This is a genomic window from Mesorhizobium sp. B2-1-3A (genome assembly GCF_006442655.1).
In the GTDB taxonomy this organism is placed as follows: domain Bacteria; phylum Pseudomonadota; class Alphaproteobacteria; order Rhizobiales; family Rhizobiaceae; genus Mesorhizobium.
The window spans coordinates 384083-405156 of sequence record NZ_VFWK01000001.1 but is presented as its reverse complement, the minus strand read 5'-3'; the positions used below and the strand labels follow the sequence as shown (position 1 = coordinate 405156).

Below are 21074 nucleotides of genomic sequence, written 5' to 3'. Positions count from 1 at the left end.
GTGTGAACCGGTTGACGGGCCGGCCAGCCTAGGCCTATCGATCCGCCTCGATAAACGCTTCGATCTTCTCGGGCGCCAATCCGGCCTGCTGCGCGATGCGGCGGGCAAGATCGGCCGCGGCCGTGCGTGGCCGTCCCATTGGCCGGTCGAGCCAGTAGGACACCGGATTGAGCGCCGTGCGCTCTTCGACCGCGGTGATGCGGCCCGATTTCAGCTGATGCCCGGTCAGCGGCGGACGTGCCAATGCGATGCCGAGCCCGTAGGCGGCGGCGTCCAGCACCAGATTATAGTCCTCGAAACGCCGGTCCTGCGGACGCGGACGGTAGTCCATGCCTTGTGCCGCGAACCAAGCGCGCCAGCCTGAGGCGTCGGAATCGTTGATCAGAGGGAATTTGAGCAGCCGGGCCGGGTCGCCGCGGCCGATCTCGCGTGCAAGCTCCGGCGAGGCGACAGGGAAGACATGCTCCTCGAAAAGCTGCACCGAGACGCGGCCCGGAATGCCGCCGCGGCCGCAACGGATCGACAGATCGATGCCTTCATCGGCAAGGTCGGCCTGGCGGATGTCGACATCGAGCACGATGCGCAGCTTGGTCGGATTGTTCTCCAGGGCCGCCATGCGTGGCATCAGCCACAGTCCGCTCACCGAGGGGATCGAGGTCAGCCGCACCACCGCCGTGCCGCGCGGCTCGACCCAGCGGTCGGAATGGGTCGATATCAGCGCGAAAGCTTCGGACGTGCGCAGATGCAGCCGGTTGCCTTCGATCGTCAGCGTCACCCCGCGCGCACCGCGATCGAACACCTTCAGCCCCAGCCAGTCCTCGAGCTTGGCGATCTGCCGGCTGACCGCGCCATGGGTGATGTTGAGCTTTTCGGCCGCCGCCGAAAAACTGCCTGTCCGCGCCGCCGCATCGAACGCACGCAGGGTTTCGAGCGGCACCATTGTGTCTGAGCTGTGATCCATAGTCACAGGTGATCCTCGATTTGGTCGTTTGTCAACAAGCGGGAAAGGGCGTTTTGTGGCTTTCAGGACGGGGAACACGAGGACAGTGAGATGAGCGCAATGACGGGCACGTTGAATCAGACACAGCGGATGGACACCACGGCCGCCGTCGCCGTGGCGTTGACGGTTGTCGGCTGGGCGTCGGCCTTTCCGGCGATCCGTGCCGGCCTTGCCGCCTTCCAGCCGCTGGAGCTTGGCTCCCTGCGCTTTGCCATCGCCGCGGTGCCGGCGGCGATCTTTCTTGCGGTCAAACGCCCGGCGCTGCCCAGGGTCGGCGAATTGTGGCGCTTCGCCTTTGGCGGCGCCATTTTCGTCGCGCTCTATACGGCCATGCTCAATTTCGGCGAACTGACCGTTTCGGCGGGAGCCGCCGGCTTCATCATCAATGTCAGCCCGATCTTCACCGCCATCATGGCGATGGCGCTTCTCGGCGAGCGTTTCTCGCGTCTGGCCTGGCTTGGCACGGCCATCTCCTTCGCCGGCATCGGCATCATCGCCGTGGCCGACGGCCATGGCTTGCACTTCAATGCCGGCGCACTGCTGGTGCTCGGCTCCGCGCTCTGCTCGGCGGTCAACACCATCGTCCAGAAGCCGCTGTTTGCCCGCCACCATCCGCTGACCATCGCTGCGTCAAACATGGCGCTCGGCGCGCTCTGCCTGGCACCTTTCCTGCCCGCCGCTTTCCAGCAGGCGGCTGTCGCCAACACAGCCGGCCTCGGCGCCGTCATCTATCTCGGCATCGTGCCGAGCCTGATCGCCTATGCGGCCTGGGCGACGGCCCTGTCGCGCCTGCCGGCGGCGCGTGCATCGAACTTTCTCTACCTGGTCTCGCCCATGTCCGCCCTGATCGGTTTCTTCTGGTTGGGCGAAGTGCCGACGCTGCTCGGTATCCTCGGCGGCGTGCTGGCGCTCGGCGGCGTCATCGTGGTGAATTTAAAGAGGTAAAACAGAAGGTTGGAGGCGTTTGCGGACTCAAACCGGAAACCGTATCCACCGGCGTGCAGACACCCAGAGGAAGGGCCGTTATGGTGAGCTGCTTTCACTGGGGGACGGAATGGGAAAACTGCTCGTATCGGCGCTCTTTTGCGTTTTGTTACTGACCGGGGAAGCCGTCGCAGGCTGGTATCAGGTCGAAAACTACGAAGGAACCATTGGGCCTGATCCGGTTCATTTGTCGCTGCAGAGATATGACAGTTTTGGCAGCGGCATTACCGTCGAGGGAACTTACTTCCGCGACACAGAACAGAGGCCGACCGCACTGTATGGCACCGTCAACGGCACCAAAATCTCGCTTTGCGAGATCGCGGATGACAAGGAATTCTATCGGGTCATGGTGATGGGGTCAAAGACGCCAGTCGACACCGCCGGATGCCCGATCGTCCTTGATGTTAACGCGGACGGCGCGACGGGAAGCTTGAGCAAGGGCGCCGACAGGTTGCCCGTCATTCTCAAGAAGGTCGCGAGCCTTGATGACACCGGCGACGCAAAGATCGTCGGCACCGTGGAGATTCCCTTCTGGGCCGAGACCGCCGCCGACAGGTTTGCCGGCGTTTATGCGAACACCAGCGCCAGCATTTGCATGACGAAAATGCAGGTGATCAAAAAGAGCACCGGCAAGGTCGTCCAGCAAATCCGCTTCGATGACGATGATTGCAATGCGGGCATGCTGATGACGCCCATCTACATGAACGTCCAGAAGTCGGTGGAGCACGGCAAGGACGTCGTTTCAGTGAATTTTCGCGGTGGCGGCGCGGGCTACACGACGGACTACGTCTTCAATCGCGCGACCAAGAAATATCAGAAAAAGAAATGACGCGGGGCATCGGGCCTTGGTGTTGGCGGTCGGAGGGCACACCTACCGCCGCCCGAACAACCGCTCGATATCCGCCAGCTTGAGCTCGATATAGGTCGGGCGGCCATGGTTGCACGTGCCCGAACCCGGCGTCGCCTCCATCTGGCGCAGCAGCGCGTTCATCTCGTCGGCCTTGAGCAGCCGGCCGGAACGCACCGAGCCGTGGCAGGCCATGGTGGCGGCGATCTTGTCCAGCCGTTCTTTTAGCGTTTCGACCGTGTCGTTGTCGGCGATCTCGTCGGCGAGATCACGCACCAATTGCGGGACATTGGTCTCGCCAAGCATCGATGGCGTCTCGCGCACGGCAACGGCGCCCGGGCCGAAACGCTCAATGCCCAGGCCGAAGCGGGCCAATGTTTCAGAATGCATGGCCAGCCGCTCGGCATCTTCTTCCGGCAGATCGATGATTTCCGGCAGGAGCAGCATCTGCGAAGGCACGGGGCGCGAATGCAGGGCGTTCTTCAGCGCTTCGTAAACCAGCCGCTCATGCGCCGCGTGCTGGTCGACGATGACGAGCGAATCCCTGGTCTGGGCAACGATGTAGTTCTCGTGCACCTGGGCGCGTGCGGCACCCAGCGCCGTGCCAAGCAGCGTCTCCGCCGCCTCGCTCTGCCCGGCGCGCGCATCGGCGCTGGCAAGCGGGCCGGTATCGAACGTGGCCTGGCCGGGTTCCCCAAAGCCGCCATGCCTTGCGCCGGCGCGTTCAAAGCCAGAGCCTTCGAATTGCATGTCGAGCGGCCGCTGCGGCGAGCGCGAGGGGTCGAAACCGGTGGAGCCGGATGCGTGGAATGCCGCTTCGTAGGAGCGATGGCCGTTGGCCGGGCCGCCATGATTGTAGGGAGCGGCGCCCGGCCGGAACGCCGCCATCATGCCGGCGGCTCCGGTCGTGGCTGAGCGGATGCCGGCGTCCGCCAGGGCCTGGCGGATGGCGCCGACGATCAGCCCGCGCACCAGGCCCGGATCGCGGAAGCGCACATCGGCCTTGGCCGGGTGGACATTGACGTCGACGATGGCCGGATCGAGCGAAAGGAACAGCACCGTTACGGCGTGGCGGTCGCGCGGCAGCACATCGGCGAAGGCGCCGCGGATGGCGCCGGCGATCAGCTTGTCGCGCACCGGCCTGCCGTTGACATAGGCATATTGCTGCAGCGCATTGGCGCGGGTGAAGGACGGGATCGACACATGGCCGGTCAGATGCACGCCTTCGCGCATCGCGTCGATGGCAATGGAATTGTCGGGAAATTCGCTCCCCATCACCTGGGCGACGCGGCGCAGGCTGCCTTCCGGACTGTCATCGGTCGCCGGCAATTCCAGCGTCGAGCGGTCGGAACCGGCCAGCGTGAACCGCACGGCCGGAAAGGCGATGGCGATACGCTTGACGACATCGCTGGTCGCCGAGCTTTCGGCGCGCTCGCCTTTCATGAATTTCAGCCTCGCCGGCGTGGCGAAGAACAGGTCGCGCACCTCGACCGTGGTTCCCCGATTGGCCGCCGCCGGCTTGACGGGCAGGACGCGGCCGCCCTCGATGCCGATTTCGGCGGCGCTGTCACTCAATGCCGTGCGCGAGCGGATCGACAGCCGCGACACCGAGCCGATCGACGGCAGCGCTTCGCCGCGAAAGCCGAGCGAGCGGATGTCGTTGATATCCTCGGCGAGCTTGGAGGTGCAGTGGCGGGCAATCGCCAGCGCCAGCTCCCGCTGGGGGATGCCGGAACCGTCATCGGTGACGCGGATCAGGTTCAGCCCGCCGCCTGCCGTGACGACTTCGACGCGCGAAGCACCGGCATCGAGCGCGTTCTCGACCAGCTCCTTGACCACGCTTGCCGGACGCTCGATGACTTCGCCTGCGGCGATCTGGTTGATCATCGTTTCGGAAAGCTGACGAATGGGCATGGGGCACTATAGGCGGATTCGGGCTTCGCGGGAGAGGCAGAATTGCGTTGGCGGTGGATCAGTTGGCGGTACGGATTTCGCGCACACCCTTGCGCAGCCGTCGGCGCAGCAAATTGCGCAGCGTCACCCCCTCGCTATAGCCGACCTTCGCGGCGATCTCGTCGACGCTGTCGGATGTGGTTTTCAACAAATGCACAGCCTGCTCGACGCGCAGATCCTGAAAATAGGATAGCGGCGTCTTGCCGAGCACATCGTTGACCCGTCGCGACAGCGTGCGCTTGCTGGCGCCGAGTGCCGTGGCTGCTTCGTCGAGATTGAACCCGGCGGCGAGATGGTCGCGCGCCCAGCGTTCGAAGCGTTCGACCAGCGGGTTGGAATGGGCAAGGTGGTCGGAGATCGCATAGGCCGATTGCAACGGCCGGCTGTCGACGATGAGGTATTTCGCCGTCAGCGCAGCGAGTTCCGGGCTTGTCTGGCGAATGATCATCAAAGCGAGATCGATGTGGCCAAGCGCGGCTCCGGCAGTTGCGAACTGCCCGTCATTGATCAGCATGCGCGCGGCATCGAGCCGCACTCGCGGATAAAGTTGGCGGAACATCGGCGCCAGCCACCAGGTCGTCGTTGACGGCCTGTGGTCGAGCAGGCCGGTTTCCGCCAGGATGAAAGTGCCGATACAGGCAGCTCCGATGCGTGTGCCTGTTTCGGCGGCAGCGCGCAACGCCTTGGTTGCGTCGGCGATATCGCTGCGTTTCAGGGCGTCGGCAAGCGGGCCCGGCATCTTCTGGCCGATCGCCGGGATCACCAGCCAATCGGGATCTGGCTGGCTGCCCATCGCCACGACCGGCACTTGAAGGCCCTGTGCCGTACGGACCGAGGCGCTCACCCCGACGATAGTCGTTGCGAAGCGGCCGGGCGGCGACGCCAGCATCCCGACCAGTTCGTTGGCGGTGCCGAACACGTCGAGCATCGTGGCCAGTCCGGTGTCGAAGACGCCATCAAGCGCAAGGACGGAAATGTTCATGGCGATAATGGTATCAAAGATGTCATTTTTGCCAATACGCTTTGCGACTTGATGCTGCAACTGTTGTTTCGACGGCCGCCTCGGCCGCACAAACGACGAGGAGAAGACAAATGATCAAACTCGCATTGTTCGCACGCTTCGAAGCCAAACCGGGCAAGGAGAAGGACGTCGCCGAGTTCCTCGAAGCCGGACTGCAGCTGGCCAATCGGGAAGCAGGAACACCGATCTGGTTTGCCTTGCAGCTTTCGCCAAGCGTCTTCGGTGTGTTCGATGCCTTTCATGACGAGGCAGGGCGGCAGGCCCATCTCACTGGCGAGATTGCAAAGGCGCTGATGGCCAATGCCGAAACGCTGTTCGCTGGCCCGCCGACCATCGACAAGGTCGACGTGCTGGGCCTCAAGAATGACGGTTCGGTCTGATCGCTCCAGCCTGCGAATGCAATCCGGCCACACGCCGGATTGCATTGAACTTACGCCTGCGCCACCAGCCAATCCCTTACCTTACGGGCATTCTCGCTGAGGTCGCGGTTCTTCGGCCAGATGACGTAGAAAGCGATGCCGGTCCTCATCACATGGTCGGTGACCGGCACCAGCAGGCCGGATGCCACGAGCCGCTCGACGAGATGCCGCCAGCCGAGCGCGATGCCTTGCCCCTCCATGACCGCCTGGATCACCAGGGCATAGTCATTGATGCGCAGTCCGCGCTCGGCATTGCGCAGGCTGGTTCCGGCGGATGCAAACCATTCGTCCCAATTGGGGGCCTCTCGATAGGGCTCCTCAAGATGGATGAGACGGTGCGCGGCCAATTCAGCGACCGTCCTGGGCAGGCCGAACTTGGCGAGATAGCTGGGGCCCGCGACCGGAAAGATCTCCTCGTCGGAGAGCGGCATCGAATGATAGTCCGGCCATTGTCCGGGCACGCCTCCGCGCACGCCGAGCGGGATACCCTCGGCGATGATGTTGAGGTCGCGGTCGGCGGTCTGGATGCGCAGATCGATGCCCGGCAATTCGTCGCGGAACTGCTGCAGGCGCGGCATCATCCAGAAGGAGCCGAAAGCGGTCGATGCGGCGAGCGTCACATGGCCGCCGGTTGCCTGCAGGCGCAGATCCTCGGCCGACTTGCGGATGTGCGACAGGCCCAGCGAGACATCGGCGTGGAAGCGTTCGCCGGCTTCCGTCAGGCTGACCTGCCGATGACGGCGCTGGAACAGCTTGGCGCCGAGCTGCTCTTCCAGCCCGCGCACCGCATAGGAGACGGCTGCCTGCGTCATGCCGAGCTCGCGTCCGGCGGCGGTGAAGCTCGACAGCCGGCCGGCTGCCTCGAAGACGATCAGGCTGCCGGCGGAGGGCAGGAGGTGGCGCAGGCTTCGCATAAGCACAGCTTATACAGAAGATCAGGATTTTCCAGCGTCACAGCCATATTTCGGGTCGCTAACGTGTGTAGCGGGAAGAAGGAGGCTCCATGAACGCACCGGCCGTCGAATTGACCGAACAGACCCATCGCCGCGGCGGTGGCCGTCTTGGCCGCAAGGCGCTCAGAAGCGCTCCGATCGCTTCCTTTCCGACCTTGGTGCGCAAGATCCCCGCCTATGAGATCGTGCCTGACGAGGCGGTGGAACTGATCCACGAGGAATCGCTCAAGATCCTCGAGGAGGTGGGCTGCGAATTCCGCGACGACGGCGCGATCGAGCTCTGGAAGGCGGCCGGCGCCGATGTCAGGGATACGCGTGTCCGCATCGACCGCGCGCTGCTGATGGAACTCGTCTCGAAGGTTCCATCGGAGTTCACGCTCCATGCGCGCAACCCCGAGCGCACGGTGCGCGTCGGCGGCACGAACTCGATTTTCGTGCCGATGTATGGCGCGCCCTACGTCCGCGACCTCGACAATGTCAGGCGTTACGGCACGCTCGCCGACCTCAACAATTTCCACAAAATGGCCTACATGGCGCCGGCGCTGCATTCCTCGAGTTCGGTCATCTGCGAGCCGATGGAGATAGCGGTGCCGAAACGGCATCTGCACATCATCCACTCGGCGCTGAAGCATTCCGACAAGCCGTTCATGGGCATAGTGACGTCGAAAGAGCGCGCCGAGGACACGATGGCGATGGCTGGCATCGTCTTCGGCGAGGAGTTCGTACGCGACAACCCTGTGCTGGTGGCGATCACCAACTGCAATTCGCCATTGGTATGGGACGCCACCATGATCGACGCCATGCGGGTCTACGCGAGCCACAATCAGCCGCTGATCCTGGCGCCTTTCGCGCTCTGCGGCGCTTCGACCTCGGCTTCCGCCGTCGGCGCGGTGGCGCAGGTCAACGCCGAGGCGCTTGCCGGCGTGGCGCTGACCCAGCTCATCCGCCCAGGCTCGCCGCAGATCTACGGCCAGTTCATGGTCACGGTCGATATGAAGACCGGCGCGCCGATGGGAGGCACGCCGGAAGCCGCCCAGATGATGTACCTGATGGGCGCCTTGGCACGGAAATATCGCCTGCCATGGCGCACGTCGGGTTTCCATGTCGGCTCGAAGCTGAACGACGTCCAGGCTGGCTACGAATCGAACATGCTGATGCATGCCGCCATTCTCGCCGGCGCCAACTACATCTGGCATTCCGCCGGCTGGCTGGAAGCGGGCCTGACCTGCGGCTATTCGAAATTCGCCACGGACTGCGAACAGCTTGTCGGCTGGTACAAATACGCAGGCGGGCTCTCCTTCGACGATTTCAAGGAAGCGATGGCGGCGATCCGCGAGGTCGGGCCGCAAGGCCATTTCCTCGGCACCCAGCACACGCTCGAACACTTCGAGTCCGCCTTCTTCATGCCCTCGATCATGGACTTCAATTCCTACGAGCAGTGGAATGCCGAAGGGGCGAAGGATCACGATACACGCGGCCGCGAGAAAGCGCGCAACATGCTGGCCGATTATGAGGAGCCGAAGCTGGATGAGGGGATCGCCGAGGGTCTCAGGGATTTGATCGCGCGGCGGGAGGAGAAGCTGCCGGACACCGTCAGTTGAGAAAGAACGGGCAACGACCCGACGGAACCAATGGGAGAGAGAAATGACATTCTTCAGAAGCAATGGCGATCGTGTCCCAAGCGCTATCGAGGCGATGGCGGAAGATGCGCGCGCGGGCCGCATGGACCGGCGTGAGTTCCTGGCCCTGGCAAGCGCTTTCGGCGCATCGACGGCCTTGGCCTATGGCATGATCGGTCTTGCCGCCCCGCAGCAGGCTCTGGCCGAGGAGCCGAAGAAGGGCGGCACGCTGCACGTCTCGATGTCGGTAAAGGCGCAGAAGGACCCGCGCACCTATGACTGGGTGGAGCTTGCCAATATCTCGCGCAGCTGGCTGGAGCCGCTGGTGCGCTATACCAGACAGTTCACCTTCGAGCCGGTGCTGCTTGAAAGCTGGGACATCAACGACGACGCCACCGAATACGTCCTGCATGTGCGCAAGGGCATCACCTGGAACAATGGCGATGCTTTCAACGCCGATGACGTGGTTCACAACGTCACGCGCTGGTGCGAGAAAGGCGTCGCCGGCAATTCGATGGCCGCCCGCGTCGGCGCGCTGATCGACGCAAAAACCGGAAAGGCGAGGGATGGCGCGATCACCAAGGTCGATGACAACACGGTCAAGCTGAAGCTCAGCGAACCCGACATCTCGCTGATCCCGAACTTCACCGACTATCCCGCGCTTGTCGTGCACCGCAACTTCGACGCCGACGGCGCCGATCCGATCAAGAAGCCGGTCGGCACGGGACCATTCGAACTGGTCTCCTACGATGTCGGCCAGAAGGCGGTGGTGAAGCGCCGCGAGAACGGCAAATGGTGGGGTGGCGAGGCGCCGCTCGACGGCGTCGAGTTCATCGACTACGGCACCGATTTCAACGCCACGGTCAACGCGTTCGACTCCGGCGAGATCGACCTCAATTTCGAATCGCCCGCCGACTTCATCGACATTCTCGACAAGATGGGTCTGCAGAAATCCGAGGTCGCGACGGCGACGACACTCGTTGCCCGCACCAATGTCACCCATAAGCCCTATGACGACAAACGGGTGCGCAACGCGCTGCAGATGGCTGTCGACAACAACGCCGTGCTGCAACTCGGCTATAACGGGCGCGGCACGGTCGGCGAGAACCACCATGTCAGCCCGATCCATCCTGAATATTATCCCCTGCCGAAGAAGGAGCGCGACGCCGCCGGCGCCAAGAAGCTGATGGCGGAAGCCGGCCAGGCCGACTTCGAGCACGAGCTTATCACCATCGAGGACGATTGGCAGAAGAACACCGGCGACGCGATCGCCGGTCAGCTGCGCGACGCCGGCATCAAGGTAAAGCGCACGGTGCTGCCGGGTTCGACCTTCTGGAACGACTGGACGAAATATCCCTATTCGATGACCATCTGGTACATGCGCCCACTCGGCGTTCAGGTGCTGGCGCTGGGATATCGCACCGGCGAGGCGTGGAATGAATCCGCCTTTTCCAATCCCGACTTCGACGCCAAGCTCAAACAGGCGCTATCGCTGATCGACGTGGCCAAGCGCAAGGAGGTGATGAAGGACGTCGAGCAGATCCTGCAGGATTCGGGCGTCATCATTCAGCCGTTCTGGCAGAAGCTCTTCAGCCACACCAACAAGAAGGTCAGGAATTACGGGGTCCACCAGACCTTCGAAATGGATCTCCAGAACGTTTGGCTCGACGGCTGAAAGGAGACCGGGCAGGGACTTCATGAGCCGCAAAAAAGCCGATATGCAGGATGCGTGGTGTTGATAGCTTCAAGCCATCAAAAGCCGGAGATTCTGCATGAGACGGACAGTGCTTCTTGCCGCCCTTACGACAGCCTTGCCCGCGGCCGCCTTGGCGGGGCCGGCGTCCGACGCCGTGAAGTTCTTCTATGTCCCGGCGGTCAGGTTCGAGGCCGACGCACAATATCGGGACCGCTTCACCGAGCCGGTGACGAAACTGTTCGATCTCAACGATCAGGCGACCAGGAAAAATCCCGACCAGGTCGCCTGTATCGACTTCGATCCTGGCCTGGATGCGCAGGATTTCGACCAGAAGACCGTCTCCAAGACGTTGAAACTGTCCGAGACGGTGGATGGCGATACGGCGCAAGTGGTGGCGAGCTTCAGCCTTTTTTCGGACGGAGACGATTCAAAACGCGAGATGAACTGGTCGCTGAAGAAGGTCGGCGGAAAGTGGAAGGTCTCGGACATTGCCTCGAAGACCAGCGACTGGACGCTGAGCCAGCTCGAATGCGTGGCGGGCCAAGATCCGGAGTGATGCGATGGCCCGTCGCGTATTCTTGGCCCTGTCGGCAATGTGCCTGCTGGCGGCGGGTTTGAGCGGCGCTGTTGCCCAGGGACTGTTCGGCGCCCCGCCGGCAAACGCCCCGGCGCAGGCCACGCCGGGCAGCGGCGATGCACCCCCTGCAAACCCACCCGGCAACGCGGTGGAACCGGCAACGCCACCGCTGGCATGGCCGCCATCCGAGCCGGCCGCGCCCGTGTTGCCGGGCTCGCCGACGGCGGTGGTCAAGCCGTTCTACGACCATCCCGGGCTGGAGCTCGATCCGACCCAGCGCAAGAATTTTGTCGATCCGGCCAAGACAGTGCTCGACAAGAGCGATGCGCTGCGGGCTTCGGGGCAGGGCGAGTGTCTGGACCCCAATATGGCGCTCGACAATGCCGACTACGACAAGCTCGCAATCGACAAGAGCCTGAAGAGCATCGAGGCCGTGAACGGCGATCAAGCCAAGGTGGTGGTCGCCTTCGTCGTCGAAGGCCATCAGCACCGCCTCGAATGGAAGTTCAAGAAGGTCGGCGGCGACTGGAAGATATCGGACCTGCTGTCGGTGACGGGCGAATGGGCGCTCAGCCAATATCAGTGCGAATGATGGCTGAACTAGCCGCGCCCGCGATAGGGGGCCACTCCGGTGTCCGGCAGCCAGGCGCCTTCGGGTGGCGCGCCGGTCTGCCAGAAAACGTCGATCGGAATGCCGCCGCGCGGATACCAATAGCCGCCTATGCGCAACCACAGCGGCTTGGTAGCCGCCACGATGCGGCGGCCGATCATGACGGTACAATCTTCATGGAAGGCGCCATGGTTGCGAAACGAGGTCATGAACAGCTTCAGCGACTTCGATTCCACCAAAGCCGCATCGGGTGCGTAGTCGATGACGATATGGGCAAAGTCCGGCTGGCCGGTCACCGGGCACAGCGAGGTGAATTCCGGGCAGGTGAAACGCACGATCGCCGGCGGACCGTCGCCGCGCGAAAACGGCACGGTCTCCAGGACCGCCTGTTCGGGGCTCTGTGGCGTCTCGACGTGGGCGCCGAGCTGGGTAAGGGTCTTGGTATCGATCATGGGCGGGATCTCTTTCGATTTTCGCCGCTCCTTAGCATCGGACCGGAAAGTGCGCAGCGGTTTTCGGATAAATCCGATGCTTGAATAGGAACTGGAGCGGCACATGTTGCTCCAACACAATTTGAAACGGCAGGAAGACGATGACCAGCAGCGACCCGCTTCTCCAACCCTACCAGCTCAAGCATCTGACGCTGAAGAACCGGGTGATGTCGACCAGCCACGAGCCGGCCTATTCCGAGGACGGCATGCCGAAACAACGCTACCGGCTCTACCATGCCGAAAAGGCGAGGGGCGGCATGGCGCTGACGATGACCGCGGGCTCGGCGATCGTCTCGCGCGACAGCCCGGCCGCCTTCGGCAATTTGCATGTCTATGATGACCGCATCGTGCCGTGGCTTGCCGAACTCGCCGACGCCTGCCACGAGCATGACTGCAAGGTGATGATCCAGATCACTCATCTCGGCCGCCGCACCGGCTGGAACAAGGCCGACTGGCTGCCGGTGCTCTCGGCTTCGCCCGTGCGCGAGCCGGCGCATCGCGCTTTCCCCAAGACCATCGAGGACTGGGACATCGAACGCATTGTTGCCGACTATGCGTCGGCCGCGCAGCGCTGCCAGGCCGCCGGCCTCGACGGCATCGAGTTCGAGTCCTACGGCCATCTGATGGATGGCTTCTGGTCGCCGGCCACCAATCATCGCGATGACGAGTATGGCGGCTCGCTCGACAACCGGCTGCGCTTCACCAACATGGTGCTGGACGCGGTGCGCGCGGCGGTCGGCGAAAAATTCGTCGTCGGCATCCGCATGGTCGCCGACGAGGATTTCGAGAAAGGCCTGTCGAAGGAGGAAGGCGTCGAGATCGCCAGGCGGCTGGCCGGCTCCGGCAAGGTCGATTTCCTCAATATCATCCGTGGTTCGATTGAAAGCGACGCGGCATTGACCAAGGTCATTCCGGTGGCCGGTATGCGATCTTCGCCGCATCTCGATTTCGCCGGCGAGGTGAGGGCGGCGACAAAGTTCCCGACCTTCCACGCGGCGCGCATTTCCGATGTCGCCACCGCGCGCCATGCGATCGCCACCGGCAAGCTCGATATGGTCGGCATGACCCGTGCGCACATCGCCGATCCGCACATCATCAGGAAGGTGATGGAGGGCCGCGAGCATGAGATCCGTCCTTGTGTCGGCGCCACCTATTGTCTCGACCGCATCTATGAGGGCGGCGAGGCGCTGTGCGTGCACAACGCGGCGACCGGCCGCGAGGCCGAGATTCCGCACATCATCGTCAAGACCGAAGGGCCGAGAAGAAAGGTCGTTGTCGTCGGCGCTGGGGCCGGCGGACTGGAGGCGGCGCGTGTCGCGGCCGAGCGCGGCCACCAGGTCACGGTGCTTGAAGCATCGAGCCAGGCCGGCGGCCAGGTGCGTCTGGCGACGCAGAACCCGCGCCGCAAGGAACTGATCGGCATCATCGACTGGCGGCTGGCCGAACTCGACCGGCTCGGTGTCGAAATCCGTTACGACACCTGGGCGGAGCAGGATGATGTCCTGGCGCTGGCGCCCGATGTGGTCGTCGTCGCCACCGGCGGCCTGCCGCAAAACCCACCGCTGACAGCGGGCGACAATCTCGTCACTTCGAGCTGGGACATCATGGCCGGCAGCGTCAAGCCGGCCGAGAACGTGCTCATCTATGACGACAATGGCGGCCATCAAGGCATGGGTGCGGCCGAGTTGATCGCCAACAGCGGCGCGAGGCTGGAACTGGTTTCGCCGGAGCGTTTCTTCGCTCCTGAAATGGGCGGCATGAACCACGTGCCTTATATGCGCGCCTTCCAGGAAAAGGGCGTCACCATCACCATCAACACGCGCCTGCGCTCGGTGCGCCGCGAGGGCAATCAACTGGTCGCGGAACTCGCTTCGGACTTTGCCGATGGCTGGCGCGGGGAGCGCAGGGTCGACCAGGTGGTGGTCGAGCACGGCACGGCGCCGCTCGACGATCTCTATCTCAGCCTGAAGCCGCTGTCGAAGAATGGCGGGGCGGTCGACTACGAACGTCTGGTCGGCGGCGGCGACATTTTCCCGGCGCGCAATCCAGGGGCGGGCTTCGTGCTGTTCCGCATCGGTGACGCGGTCGCCTCACGCAACATCCATGCCGCCATCTATGACGGGATCAGGTTCGGCCTGCGGATCTGATGCACCGTCTGCTCAGGCCGGCATGTTGAACGGCGTGATGATCTGGATGTTGGACGCGCCCGGCGCGACCGATTTCGGCAACGCGCCCTGTGCCCGCATGATGTGGATGCAGGCCGAACGCATGTCTTGCCTGAGATCGTGATGCAGCACGGCCGAGATGTGCCGGCTTCGCAGCAAGTCGAGATTGTCGGCGTCGAGATCGTGGCCGATGAACACAAGGCAGGGCCGCTTCATCTCGGCGAATGCCTGCACGATGGAGGCGTTTCCGCCGCCGATCGAATACACGGCCGCAACATCGGGATGATGTGTCAGCGCGGTGCGGACCAACTCGCCCGTCGCGCGATCGATCCCGTGGCCCTCGCTGATGTCGACGATCCCAAGGTCGGGGAAGTTTTCGCGCAAGGCGCGGCGAAAGCCGATTTCGCGCTCCTCCTCGCCCCGGAACCGGTTGCTGCTCAAGGTGACCAGGACATCGGCACGACGTCCGCCAAGCCATGCGCCGATCAGATAGGCAGCCGTTTCGCCGGCGGCGCGGTTGTCGATGCCGACATAGGCCAGCCTCCGGCTGTTCGGCAGATCGGTGACCAGCGTCACGACCGGTATTCCCGACCTGACGACCCGGTCCACCGCGGCCGCTATCTCCGGAATATCAGGCGCCTTGAGGAAAATCCCGTTGCTGCCGCGACGGGCGATCGCGTCGAGCAGCGCGACGGTGTTCGCCGCCACGCGCACTTCGGCAAGGTGGTGGCGCGCGCGGAACACCGCCGGATGGAGGCCCGGCATCTCGGCCTCCAGCGCGGCGCGTACCGCCTCGGTGAAGCGCAAAGGAGCTTCCATGACGAGATCGAGAATGAACTTGCGGCCCGACAGGCCGAGTTGGGAGCGTTGCGTTTCCAGTTCCCGGATCGCCTGCTCTATGCGGCGTATGGTGTGCTGACGCACGCCGCCGCGCCCATGCAGGACGCGGTCGACCGTGGCGATGCTGACGCCGGCCTGCAGGGCGATGTCCTTCACCAGGAACGGATGCGACATCGGCCGCCTCGATCAATCTTGAGGTGTTTTTGAGGTGTTTCAGCTGTAGGCCACCTCTCAACCAGAGCTATACTTCCGCTATCCAGTCGAAACAAGACCAAGGGGAGGATGCCGTGAAGGCCGACAATTATGCCAAGCTCAGATCCGATCGTGTCTGGCTTACCGCCGATGTGTGCAGCATCGACGATTTTGCCGCGTCGACGCGAAGGACGACAAATCCAGCAGACTATCCGTTCGCGTCCGAGGTCCAGAAGAACATCCTGATCTACGATGGTGCGCCGGTTCGCGCGGCCGCCGGCGATCCGGCTCGGCGTAAGGCGCTTCTTGCCGAATGGGTCGAGGCGATGACCGACGGTCCCGGTGTCGTCGTGTTTCGCGGTGCCTTCGAGGATGTGGCGCCAGTCGACGCAGCCACTGAAGCGTTCAATGCCATCATCGCCGAGGAGCGTGCGGCCGGAGCAGGCGGCGGCGATCATTTTGCCAAGCCCGGCGCCAACGACCGGGTGTGGAATGCGCTGGAGAAGCTGTGCCTGCGCGATCCCGCGACCTTCGCCGCCTATTACGGCAACGATATCATCGCGCTGATATCGGAAGCCTGGCTAGGCCCGGCCTATCAGGTGACGTCGCAGGTGAACAATGTCAGGCCGGGTGGCGCGTCGCAGTCGGCGCACCGGGACTATCATCTCGGTTTCCAGACCTCGTCCATCATCGAACGCTATCCGGTGCACGTCCATCGGATATCGCCGGTGCTGACGCTGCAGGGCGCTGTCGCTCACTGCGACATGCCGGTGGAAAGCGGCCCCACGCTCTATTTGCCCTATTCGCAGACCTACCTGCCTGGGTACCTGGCGATGAACCGCCCCGAATTCCAGGCCTATTTCGCCGAGCATCATGTTCAGCTGCCCCTGAAAAAGGGCGATGCGGCCTTCTTCAATCCGGCGCTGTTCCACGCCGCCGGCACCAACCGGTCAGCCGACATCCAGCGCATGGCGAATCTCTTGCAGGTCTCATCGGCCTATGGCCGCGCCATGGAGAGTGTGGACCGGACCCGCATGAGCGCGGCCCTCTACCCCATTCTGCAGCGTATGCTGGGCGATGGCAGCCTGACCAGGCAGGCGGCTGGCAATGCCATCGCGTCGTCGGCGGAAGGTTATTCCTTTCCGACCAATCTCGATCGCGACCCGCCGCTCGGCGGGCTCGCGCCGGAGACACAACAGGCGCTTGTCCATCGTGCTCTGGATGCAGGATGGAGCCCGGCCGTCTTCGTGGGCGAACTCGAGAAACAGGCGCGTAAAAAACTGACCTGAGAAGCGGCTGCCGCGGCTGTCGGGGTTGGTGGCGCGCGGTCAGACCTGCATACGAGAGCCCATGTATGCCGGCCTGGCCGCGCGCCCGCACGCCGTTGGCTCATCGCCTGATAACGTGCGATCTTGTGAGCTGCGGTGCGGACGACGCTCAGACCATCCTGGCGATTGCCATGCAAAGCACGGTGACCACCAGAAGCCATGCGGCAATGCGTTCGCCGATCGCCATTCTGGCGCGCAGCTGCGTTTCGATTTCCGCATTGGCGCCGGTAAGCCGCCTGCTCGGCGCCCTGACCATGGCGCCGAGCACGCCGGCCGCGGCAAACGCGGCCAGGATGCCGAGCGCCAGCACCATTTCCATCGAGCCGAAATAAGCGCCGTGGAAGAAATACCACAGCAGCGCCCCGGTCAGGAAAACCATGCCGGCCGCGCCCATCTGCGGCTGGATGAATCGCTCCGCCTTGATCTCGGGATCGCGGGCGAGGGTGATGGTGGTGCCAGCCCAGAACACGCCGGCCATCACGTGAAGACCGATAACCACGATATAGACATATTGCATGCCGGCTCTCCTCTCTCGCTCGCTACCGCACTAATAGTTAGATATCTAACAGTTAGATGTCAATGTATAAACGCGAACCTGTTCCATCCGCGGAAAACACCGTCTTTGTCGGAGGCAATTCCGGGCGGAAAACCGCTTCACACTTTTCCTGGAATTGCTCTAGTGTCCCGCGATGACGCCCTTTGAACGCCCGCCAGTCGGCATGAATCTCGGCCGCACCGCCAAGCTCGTTGCGCAGGCCTTCGACGCCGCTTTGGTTGAAGCGGGCGGCACATTGCCGGTCTGGCTCACCCTGCTATCGGTCAAGTCGAGCAAGCTTGCCAATCAGCGCGAACTCGCCGGCATGATCGGCATCCAGGGCGCGACGCTGACCCACCATCTCAACGCGATGGAGGCGCAGGGCCTGCTGACGCGCCGCCGCGATCCCGTCAACCGGAGGGTCCATCTGGTCGAATTGACAGAAGCGGGAGAAGCGCTGTTCGAGACATTGCGGCAGGCCGCGCTTGTCTTCGACAGGCGGCTCCGCACAGGACTGCCCGACGACCGTCTGGCGGAGTTCGCGCAGGTATTGGCAGCATTGCGCGACAATGTCGAAGCGCCAAGCTTCGGACAATTGCTGACGGCTTTTCCCGGTGACAAGAACGATTTACCGCCTCGTTCCCGCAAACCGGCTCGCAAGATCAAATCATAACGGCCCGCTCAGTCATAGGTCGGGATCGTTCCAAAGGCGTAGCGGCGCAGTTTCAGTGCGGTGATCAGGTTGGTCAGTTTCGTCTTGCCGTCGAAACTGTCCTGGAACATCTCGTCATGCATCAAGAGGATCAGCTTGCCCGGCTTGGCGAAGCGGCCATAGCCGAACAGGTGATCGATCTCGCTGACCAGATGGTCGACGCTCTGGACCGGCTCGCCATTGTCCTTGTGCACCCACTCGTGGTCCCAGCCGTAGAGATAGAAGCCGGAAGCCGCGACGAATTCGTAGTCGGGATCCTCGCGGCCGGCTTGCGCGGGTCCAAGCGAGTTGTCGTCCTTTGACATTGAAGGCAGCCGGAATACATCGCGCCCCGGCAGTCGCGCGTGCACCGCGGGCTTAAGGCCCAGCACGGCATTGGCCATGAGCATGTCGGCAACCACCCCTTCCGTGTCGCTGTAGAAGTGCCGGTAGTGATTGTAGGCGTGGCTGTAGCTGTGGTTGCCGATCGTCACCAGCGGCATCGCCTTGGCGCGCCGGACCAAGGCCTTGTTGGACGCACTGGCCTCGGCGTGCATGCCGACCATGAACAGCGTCGCCGGAACCTGTTCCGCCGCCAACACATCGAGGATGTTGCTGGTGCCGTTCAGCGGACCATCGTCGAAGGTGAGATAGATGGTGCGATCCGCCCCATAAGCCGGCGGCGCGGACAACAACATGGCCGCCAGCACAAGCCGAAAGAATGTCATGGGCCGCTGTATCCGTTTGCGATCAGCACAGGCCGCCATCTCGGCGGCCGGTTGTCAAGGCGGGCCAGGTTTCGCCTATTTCAGGCTGCCTTGCAGCACCGTCAGCCTGGCTTTCTTCGGCATGCGCGCTGTCAGCCATTCGAGCGCCTTGTCGTGCGGCATCGGGAAGGCGATGGAATAGCCCTGTACCTGGTCGCAGCCGATCGCCATCAGCGAGTCGAGTTCGGCCTCGGTTTCAGCCCCCTCGGCGACGATCGAGATGCCGAGCCCGCGGGCAAGCTCGGTGATGGCGCGCACGATCTTGGAGTTGTCGCCATTCTCATGGATGTTCTGGACGAAGCGGCGGTCGATCTTGAGCCGATCTATCTCGTTGGGATTGACGTGGCTGAGCGACGCATAACCGGTGCCGAAATCATCGAGTTCCAGATGCACGCCCGCGGCCCTGATGTGGCGCAGCTTGGCGGCGATGCCCGTCTTCTCGTCGTCCAGAATGACGGATTCGACGATTTCCAGCGACAGTTTCTGTGGCGGCAGCCCGGCCTTTTCCAATGTCTCGAACAAAAACGCGTCGAAATCGTGCTCGCGCAGTTCGGTGCCCGAAACGTTGACGGCAAGCCGGCCGAAGGCAATCCCGGCACGGTTCCACTCGGCGGCTTCGTTGATCGCCTTGCTGATCACGATGCGGCCGATCTCCGGCATGAAACCGCATTTCTCGGCGACCGGAATGAATTCGCCCGGCGAGATCATGCCGCGCTCGGCATGGTTCCATCGCACCAGGGCTTCGATGCCGCTGATGGCGCCGTTGGTCAGGGAGACCTGCGGCTGGAAATAGACCTGAAACGCTTTTTCTGAAATGGCGACCTTGATGTCGTGCTCGAGCTGCTTGCGGTAGTCGAGTTCGCGGCGCAGCTCCTCCGAGAAGAACGAGAAATTGCCGCCGCCCATCTTCTTGGCGGAGTAAAGTGCCAGATCGGCATGGACGAGCAGGTCCTGAGCGTTGTCGGCATCGATCGGATAGACGGCGATGCCGCCGCTGGCACCCGGAAGAATCGTGGTGCCCTGGAAGATGATCGGCTCGTTGATATGCGCCAGGATCCGCCGTGCCAGCATGTTGATGTCCTCGGTGGTGCCCGCGCCATTGAGGATCATCACGAATTCGTCGCCACCGAGCCGCGCGCACAGATCCGACGCCCGGCACGAATCGCGCATACGCTGCGCCGTCACAACCAGGACATAGTCGCCTGCGGCGTGGCCGAGCGTGTCGTTGATCTGCTTGAATCGGTCTAGGTCCAGCTGGACCACGGCCAGGCGTTCGCGCCGCCGGTGCGCACCCTTGATCAGCGTGTCGAAATGGTCGGTCAGGAAAGTGCGGTTGTGCAGGCCGGTCAGGCCGTCGTGAACCGCGATGAAGGCCATTGAGTTGCGAGCATCGACCAGTTCACGCGTCTTGCGCAGGATTGCATTGGACATCGGCCTGAAGATGAACAGTGCCACCAGCAGGATAACGCCGAGTGTGGCGTAGAACAGTGTGCGGTGGAGGGCGAGCAGCTTTTCGGAGCGCTCGTCGGCCTCGGCGCTGATGCGCTGGCCAAGGGCCGCATAGCCCGACAAGGTTGCGTTGGCGACCGACGTATCGAGGTTGACGCGTTCAGCGCCGCCCTTGTAGCCGTCATTGTCGAGATTGAGTTTCGACTCAAGAGCCGAGATCAGACGGTCGCCATTGGCGATCAGCCCAACCGAGAAATAGTCGAGATGGAAGGGCTTGGCGAAAAGCACGCTCTCGATCGATTTCGCATCGAGCTTGGCCGGCGACTGCGGATCCGCGCCCGTCTGCTTGAGCAGCAGATCGTAATTGGTCTCGAACTCCGCCGTGGCTTGCTTGAGCGCACTGACCAGCGCCGGCTGCTTGTCGCGCGACGCGGCACCCGTTGCGCTGGCAAGGAAGACGATGCGCTGCGACAGTGTCTTCTGCGTGCCGACGATATCGAGCAAGGTGTGGTTGTGCTGCTGCGTGGCCATCGTCTGCTGCAGCAGGACGAAAGAGGCTGCCACCATGGTGGCAATGATCAGCAGCGCCAGCCAGTAGCCAGCCTTGATCAGCAGTATGAGCTTGCCTGAAACGGTTTGCACCGGCTGCTGCGACATTTTCGGGGGCGGCCCTCTCGCCAACGGATTCCTGTATGGTCACCATTGAGCCGCAAACGTTAACAGGACTGGAAATTGACAGCCGGCCGGCAAGGGGAGAGCCGCAAAGATCGCTAAATGGTTATCGGCTCCTTTCGCCGCCGGCCTGCATTTGAGTATTGCTTGTCGCGTGCGTTATCGAGTGGCCGCTCGCGCGATGCCCGTCGCGTCTCGGTTGATGCTGTCCGGCCACCCGATCCGGTCGCTTTTGCGATGGATTTTTTGCGCAAGCGGGACGACA

Annotated in this window: 19 protein-coding genes; 10 read left to right on the top strand and 9 right to left on the bottom strand. The window is 63.1% G+C overall.

Features of this window, described 5'->3' with window-relative positions:
* Nucleotides 1-34: 34 nt before the first annotated feature.
* Entirely contained in the window at nt 35-961 is a 927-nt protein-coding gene (locus tag FJ977_RS02065; RefSeq protein ID WP_140768103.1) for a LysR substrate-binding domain-containing protein, read from the bottom strand.
* A 90-nt stretch (nt 962-1051) separates the two neighbouring features.
* Here FJ977_RS02065 and FJ977_RS02060 point away from each other — a divergent pair, with 90 nt between their 5' ends.
* Nucleotides 1052-1945 carry an EamA family transporter gene (locus tag FJ977_RS02060; protein WP_140768101.1) on the top strand — a complete coding sequence of 298 codons (894 nt, stop codon included), beginning with the start codon at nt 1052-1054 and terminating at the stop codon, nt 1943-1945.
* Between the two features lie 109 nt (nt 1946-2054).
* Nucleotides 2055-2813 carry a hypothetical protein gene (locus FJ977_RS02055; RefSeq protein ID WP_140768099.1) on the top strand — a complete coding sequence of 253 codons (759 nt, stop codon included), beginning with the start codon at nt 2055-2057 and terminating at the stop codon, nt 2811-2813.
* Between the two features lie 42 nt (nt 2814-2855).
* Here the strand turns inward: FJ977_RS02055 and mutL are convergent, their stop codons facing one another.
* Entirely contained in the window at nt 2856-4745 is a 1890-nt protein-coding gene (gene mutL, locus FJ977_RS02050; RefSeq protein ID WP_140768098.1) for a DNA mismatch repair endonuclease MutL, read from the bottom strand.
* A 58-nt stretch (nt 4746-4803) separates the two neighbouring features.
* The gene (locus tag FJ977_RS02045; protein WP_140768096.1) at nt 4804-5766 is read right to left on the bottom strand and encodes a helix-turn-helix domain-containing protein; all 963 of its coding nucleotides are present in this window, start codon (nt 5764-5766) and stop codon (nt 4804-4806) included.
* 110 nt (nt 5767-5876) lie between these two features.
* Between FJ977_RS02045 and FJ977_RS02040 the strand changes: the two genes are divergently transcribed.
* A complete protein-coding gene (locus FJ977_RS02040) occupies nt 5877-6185 on the top strand; it encodes an antibiotic biosynthesis monooxygenase (RefSeq protein WP_140768094.1) in 309 nt (102 codons plus the stop codon).
* A 50-nt stretch (nt 6186-6235) separates the two neighbouring features.
* Here FJ977_RS02040 and FJ977_RS02035 read toward each other — a convergent pair whose 3' ends face one another.
* The gene (locus FJ977_RS02035; RefSeq protein WP_140768092.1) at nt 6236-7138 is read right to left on the bottom strand and encodes a LysR substrate-binding domain-containing protein; all 903 of its coding nucleotides are present in this window, start codon (nt 7136-7138) and stop codon (nt 6236-6238) included.
* An 89-nt stretch (nt 7139-7227) separates the two neighbouring features.
* Between FJ977_RS02035 and FJ977_RS02030 the strand changes: the two genes are divergently transcribed.
* The 4 genes from FJ977_RS02030 (at nt 7228) to FJ977_RS02015 (ending at nt 11661) form a co-directional block, all read left to right on the top strand.
* Nucleotides 7228-8778, top strand: coding sequence for a trimethylamine methyltransferase family protein (locus FJ977_RS02030; protein ID WP_140768090.1), 1551 nt, complete (start codon nt 7228-7230; stop codon nt 8776-8778).
* Between the two features lie 43 nt (nt 8779-8821).
* On the top strand, nt 8822-10471 hold the full coding sequence (locus FJ977_RS02025) for an ABC transporter substrate-binding protein (protein WP_140768088.1): 1650 nt from the start codon (nt 8822-8824) through the stop codon (nt 10469-10471).
* A gap of 97 nt (nt 10472-10568) precedes the next feature.
* A complete protein-coding gene (locus FJ977_RS02020; protein WP_140768086.1) occupies nt 10569-11048 on the top strand; it encodes a DUF3828 domain-containing protein in 480 nt (159 codons plus the stop codon).
* Between the two features lie 4 nt (nt 11049-11052).
* Nucleotides 11053-11661, top strand: coding sequence for a hypothetical protein (locus FJ977_RS02015; protein WP_140768084.1), 609 nt, complete (start codon nt 11053-11055; stop codon nt 11659-11661).
* An 8-nt stretch (nt 11662-11669) separates the two neighbouring features.
* Here FJ977_RS02015 and queF read toward each other — a convergent pair whose 3' ends face one another.
* The gene (gene queF / locus FJ977_RS02010; protein ID WP_140768082.1) at nt 11670-12131 is read right to left on the bottom strand and encodes a preQ(1) synthase; all 462 of its coding nucleotides are present in this window, start codon (nt 12129-12131) and stop codon (nt 11670-11672) included.
* A 140-nt stretch (nt 12132-12271) separates the two neighbouring features.
* Between queF and FJ977_RS02005 the strand changes: the two genes are divergently transcribed.
* Complete coding sequence (locus tag FJ977_RS02005) at nt 12272-14317, top strand: NADH:flavin oxidoreductase (RefSeq protein ID WP_140768080.1); 2046 nt, start codon at nt 12272-12274, stop codon at nt 14315-14317.
* A 12-nt stretch (nt 14318-14329) separates the two neighbouring features.
* On the opposite strand, the gene FJ977_RS02000 is transcribed toward FJ977_RS02005, so the two are convergent.
* Complete coding sequence (locus tag FJ977_RS02000) at nt 14330-15349, bottom strand: LacI family DNA-binding transcriptional regulator (RefSeq protein ID WP_140768078.1); 1020 nt, start codon at nt 15347-15349, stop codon at nt 14330-14332.
* 113 nt (nt 15350-15462) lie between these two features.
* Here FJ977_RS02000 and FJ977_RS01995 point away from each other — a divergent pair, with 113 nt between their 5' ends.
* Nucleotides 15463-16656 carry a phytanoyl-CoA dioxygenase family protein gene (locus tag FJ977_RS01995; RefSeq protein WP_140769672.1) on the top strand — a complete coding sequence of 398 codons (1194 nt, stop codon included), beginning with the start codon at nt 15463-15465 and terminating at the stop codon, nt 16654-16656.
* A gap of 148 nt (nt 16657-16804) precedes the next feature.
* Here the strand turns inward: FJ977_RS01995 and FJ977_RS01990 are convergent, their stop codons facing one another.
* Nucleotides 16805-17212, bottom strand: coding sequence for a hypothetical protein (locus FJ977_RS01990; protein WP_140768076.1), 408 nt, complete (start codon nt 17210-17212; stop codon nt 16805-16807).
* Nucleotides 17213-17384: 172 nt separating this feature from the next.
* On the opposite strand from FJ977_RS01990, the gene FJ977_RS01985 reads away from it, so the two are divergent.
* Complete coding sequence (locus FJ977_RS01985) at nt 17385-17903, top strand: MarR family winged helix-turn-helix transcriptional regulator (protein WP_140768074.1); 519 nt, start codon at nt 17385-17387, stop codon at nt 17901-17903.
* Between the two features lie 8 nt (nt 17904-17911).
* Here FJ977_RS01985 and FJ977_RS01980 read toward each other — a convergent pair whose 3' ends face one another.
* Together FJ977_RS01980 and FJ977_RS01975 are read right to left on the bottom strand one after the other, a co-directional pair.
* Nucleotides 17912-18649, bottom strand: coding sequence for a polysaccharide deacetylase family protein (locus FJ977_RS01980; RefSeq protein ID WP_140768072.1), 738 nt, complete (start codon nt 18647-18649; stop codon nt 17912-17914).
* A 75-nt stretch (nt 18650-18724) separates the two neighbouring features.
* Nucleotides 18725-20794: an EAL domain-containing protein gene (locus FJ977_RS01975; protein WP_140768070.1), complete on the bottom strand. Its 2070-nt coding sequence runs from the start codon at nt 20792-20794 to the stop codon at nt 18725-18727.
* Nucleotides 20795-21074 lie beyond the last annotated feature (280 nt).

Excerpts from the sequence above, each read along its gene's own strand:
- FJ977_RS02065 (WP_140768103.1), bottom strand. The coding sequence starts at position 961 with ATGGATCACAGCTCAGACACAATGGTGCCGCTCGAAACCCTGCGTGCG.
- FJ977_RS02060 (WP_140768101.1), top strand. The coding sequence starts at position 1,052 with ATGAGCGCAATGACGGGCACGTTGAATCAGACACAGCGGATGGACACC.
- FJ977_RS02055 (WP_140768099.1), top strand. The coding sequence starts at position 2,055 with ATGGGAAAACTGCTCGTATCGGCGCTCTTTTGCGTTTTGTTACTGACC.
- mutL (WP_140768098.1), bottom strand. The coding sequence starts at position 4,745 with ATGCCCATTCGTCAGCTTTCCGAAACGATGATCAACCAGATCGCCGCA.
- FJ977_RS02045 (WP_140768096.1), bottom strand. The coding sequence starts at position 5,766 with ATGAACATTTCCGTCCTTGCGCTTGATGGCGTCTTCGACACCGGACTG.
- FJ977_RS02040 (WP_140768094.1), top strand. The coding sequence starts at position 5,877 with ATGATCAAACTCGCATTGTTCGCACGCTTCGAAGCCAAACCGGGCAAG.
- FJ977_RS02035 (WP_140768092.1), bottom strand. The coding sequence starts at position 7,138 with ATGCGAAGCCTGCGCCACCTCCTGCCCTCCGCCGGCAGCCTGATCGTC.
- FJ977_RS02030 (WP_140768090.1), top strand. The coding sequence starts at position 7,228 with ATGAACGCACCGGCCGTCGAATTGACCGAACAGACCCATCGCCGCGGC.
- FJ977_RS02025 (WP_140768088.1), top strand. The coding sequence starts at position 8,822 with ATGACATTCTTCAGAAGCAATGGCGATCGTGTCCCAAGCGCTATCGAG.
- FJ977_RS02020 (WP_140768086.1), top strand. The coding sequence starts at position 10,569 with ATGAGACGGACAGTGCTTCTTGCCGCCCTTACGACAGCCTTGCCCGCG.
- FJ977_RS02015 (WP_140768084.1), top strand. The coding sequence starts at position 11,053 with ATGGCCCGTCGCGTATTCTTGGCCCTGTCGGCAATGTGCCTGCTGGCG.
- queF (WP_140768082.1), bottom strand. The coding sequence starts at position 12,131 with ATGATCGATACCAAGACCCTTACCCAGCTCGGCGCCCACGTCGAGACG.
- FJ977_RS02005 (WP_140768080.1), top strand. The coding sequence starts at position 12,272 with ATGACCAGCAGCGACCCGCTTCTCCAACCCTACCAGCTCAAGCATCTG.
- FJ977_RS02000 (WP_140768078.1), bottom strand. The coding sequence starts at position 15,349 with ATGTCGCATCCGTTCCTGGTGAAGGACATCGCCCTGCAGGCCGGCGTC.
- FJ977_RS01990 (WP_140768076.1), bottom strand. The coding sequence starts at position 17,212 with ATGCAATATGTCTATATCGTGGTTATCGGTCTTCACGTGATGGCCGGC.
- FJ977_RS01985 (WP_140768074.1), top strand. The coding sequence starts at position 17,385 with ATGACGCCCTTTGAACGCCCGCCAGTCGGCATGAATCTCGGCCGCACC.
- FJ977_RS01980 (WP_140768072.1), bottom strand. The coding sequence starts at position 18,649 with ATGACATTCTTTCGGCTTGTGCTGGCGGCCATGTTGTTGTCCGCGCCG.
- FJ977_RS01975 (WP_140768070.1), bottom strand. The coding sequence starts at position 20,794 with ATGTCGCAGCAGCCGGTGCAAACCGTTTCAGGCAAGCTCATACTGCTG.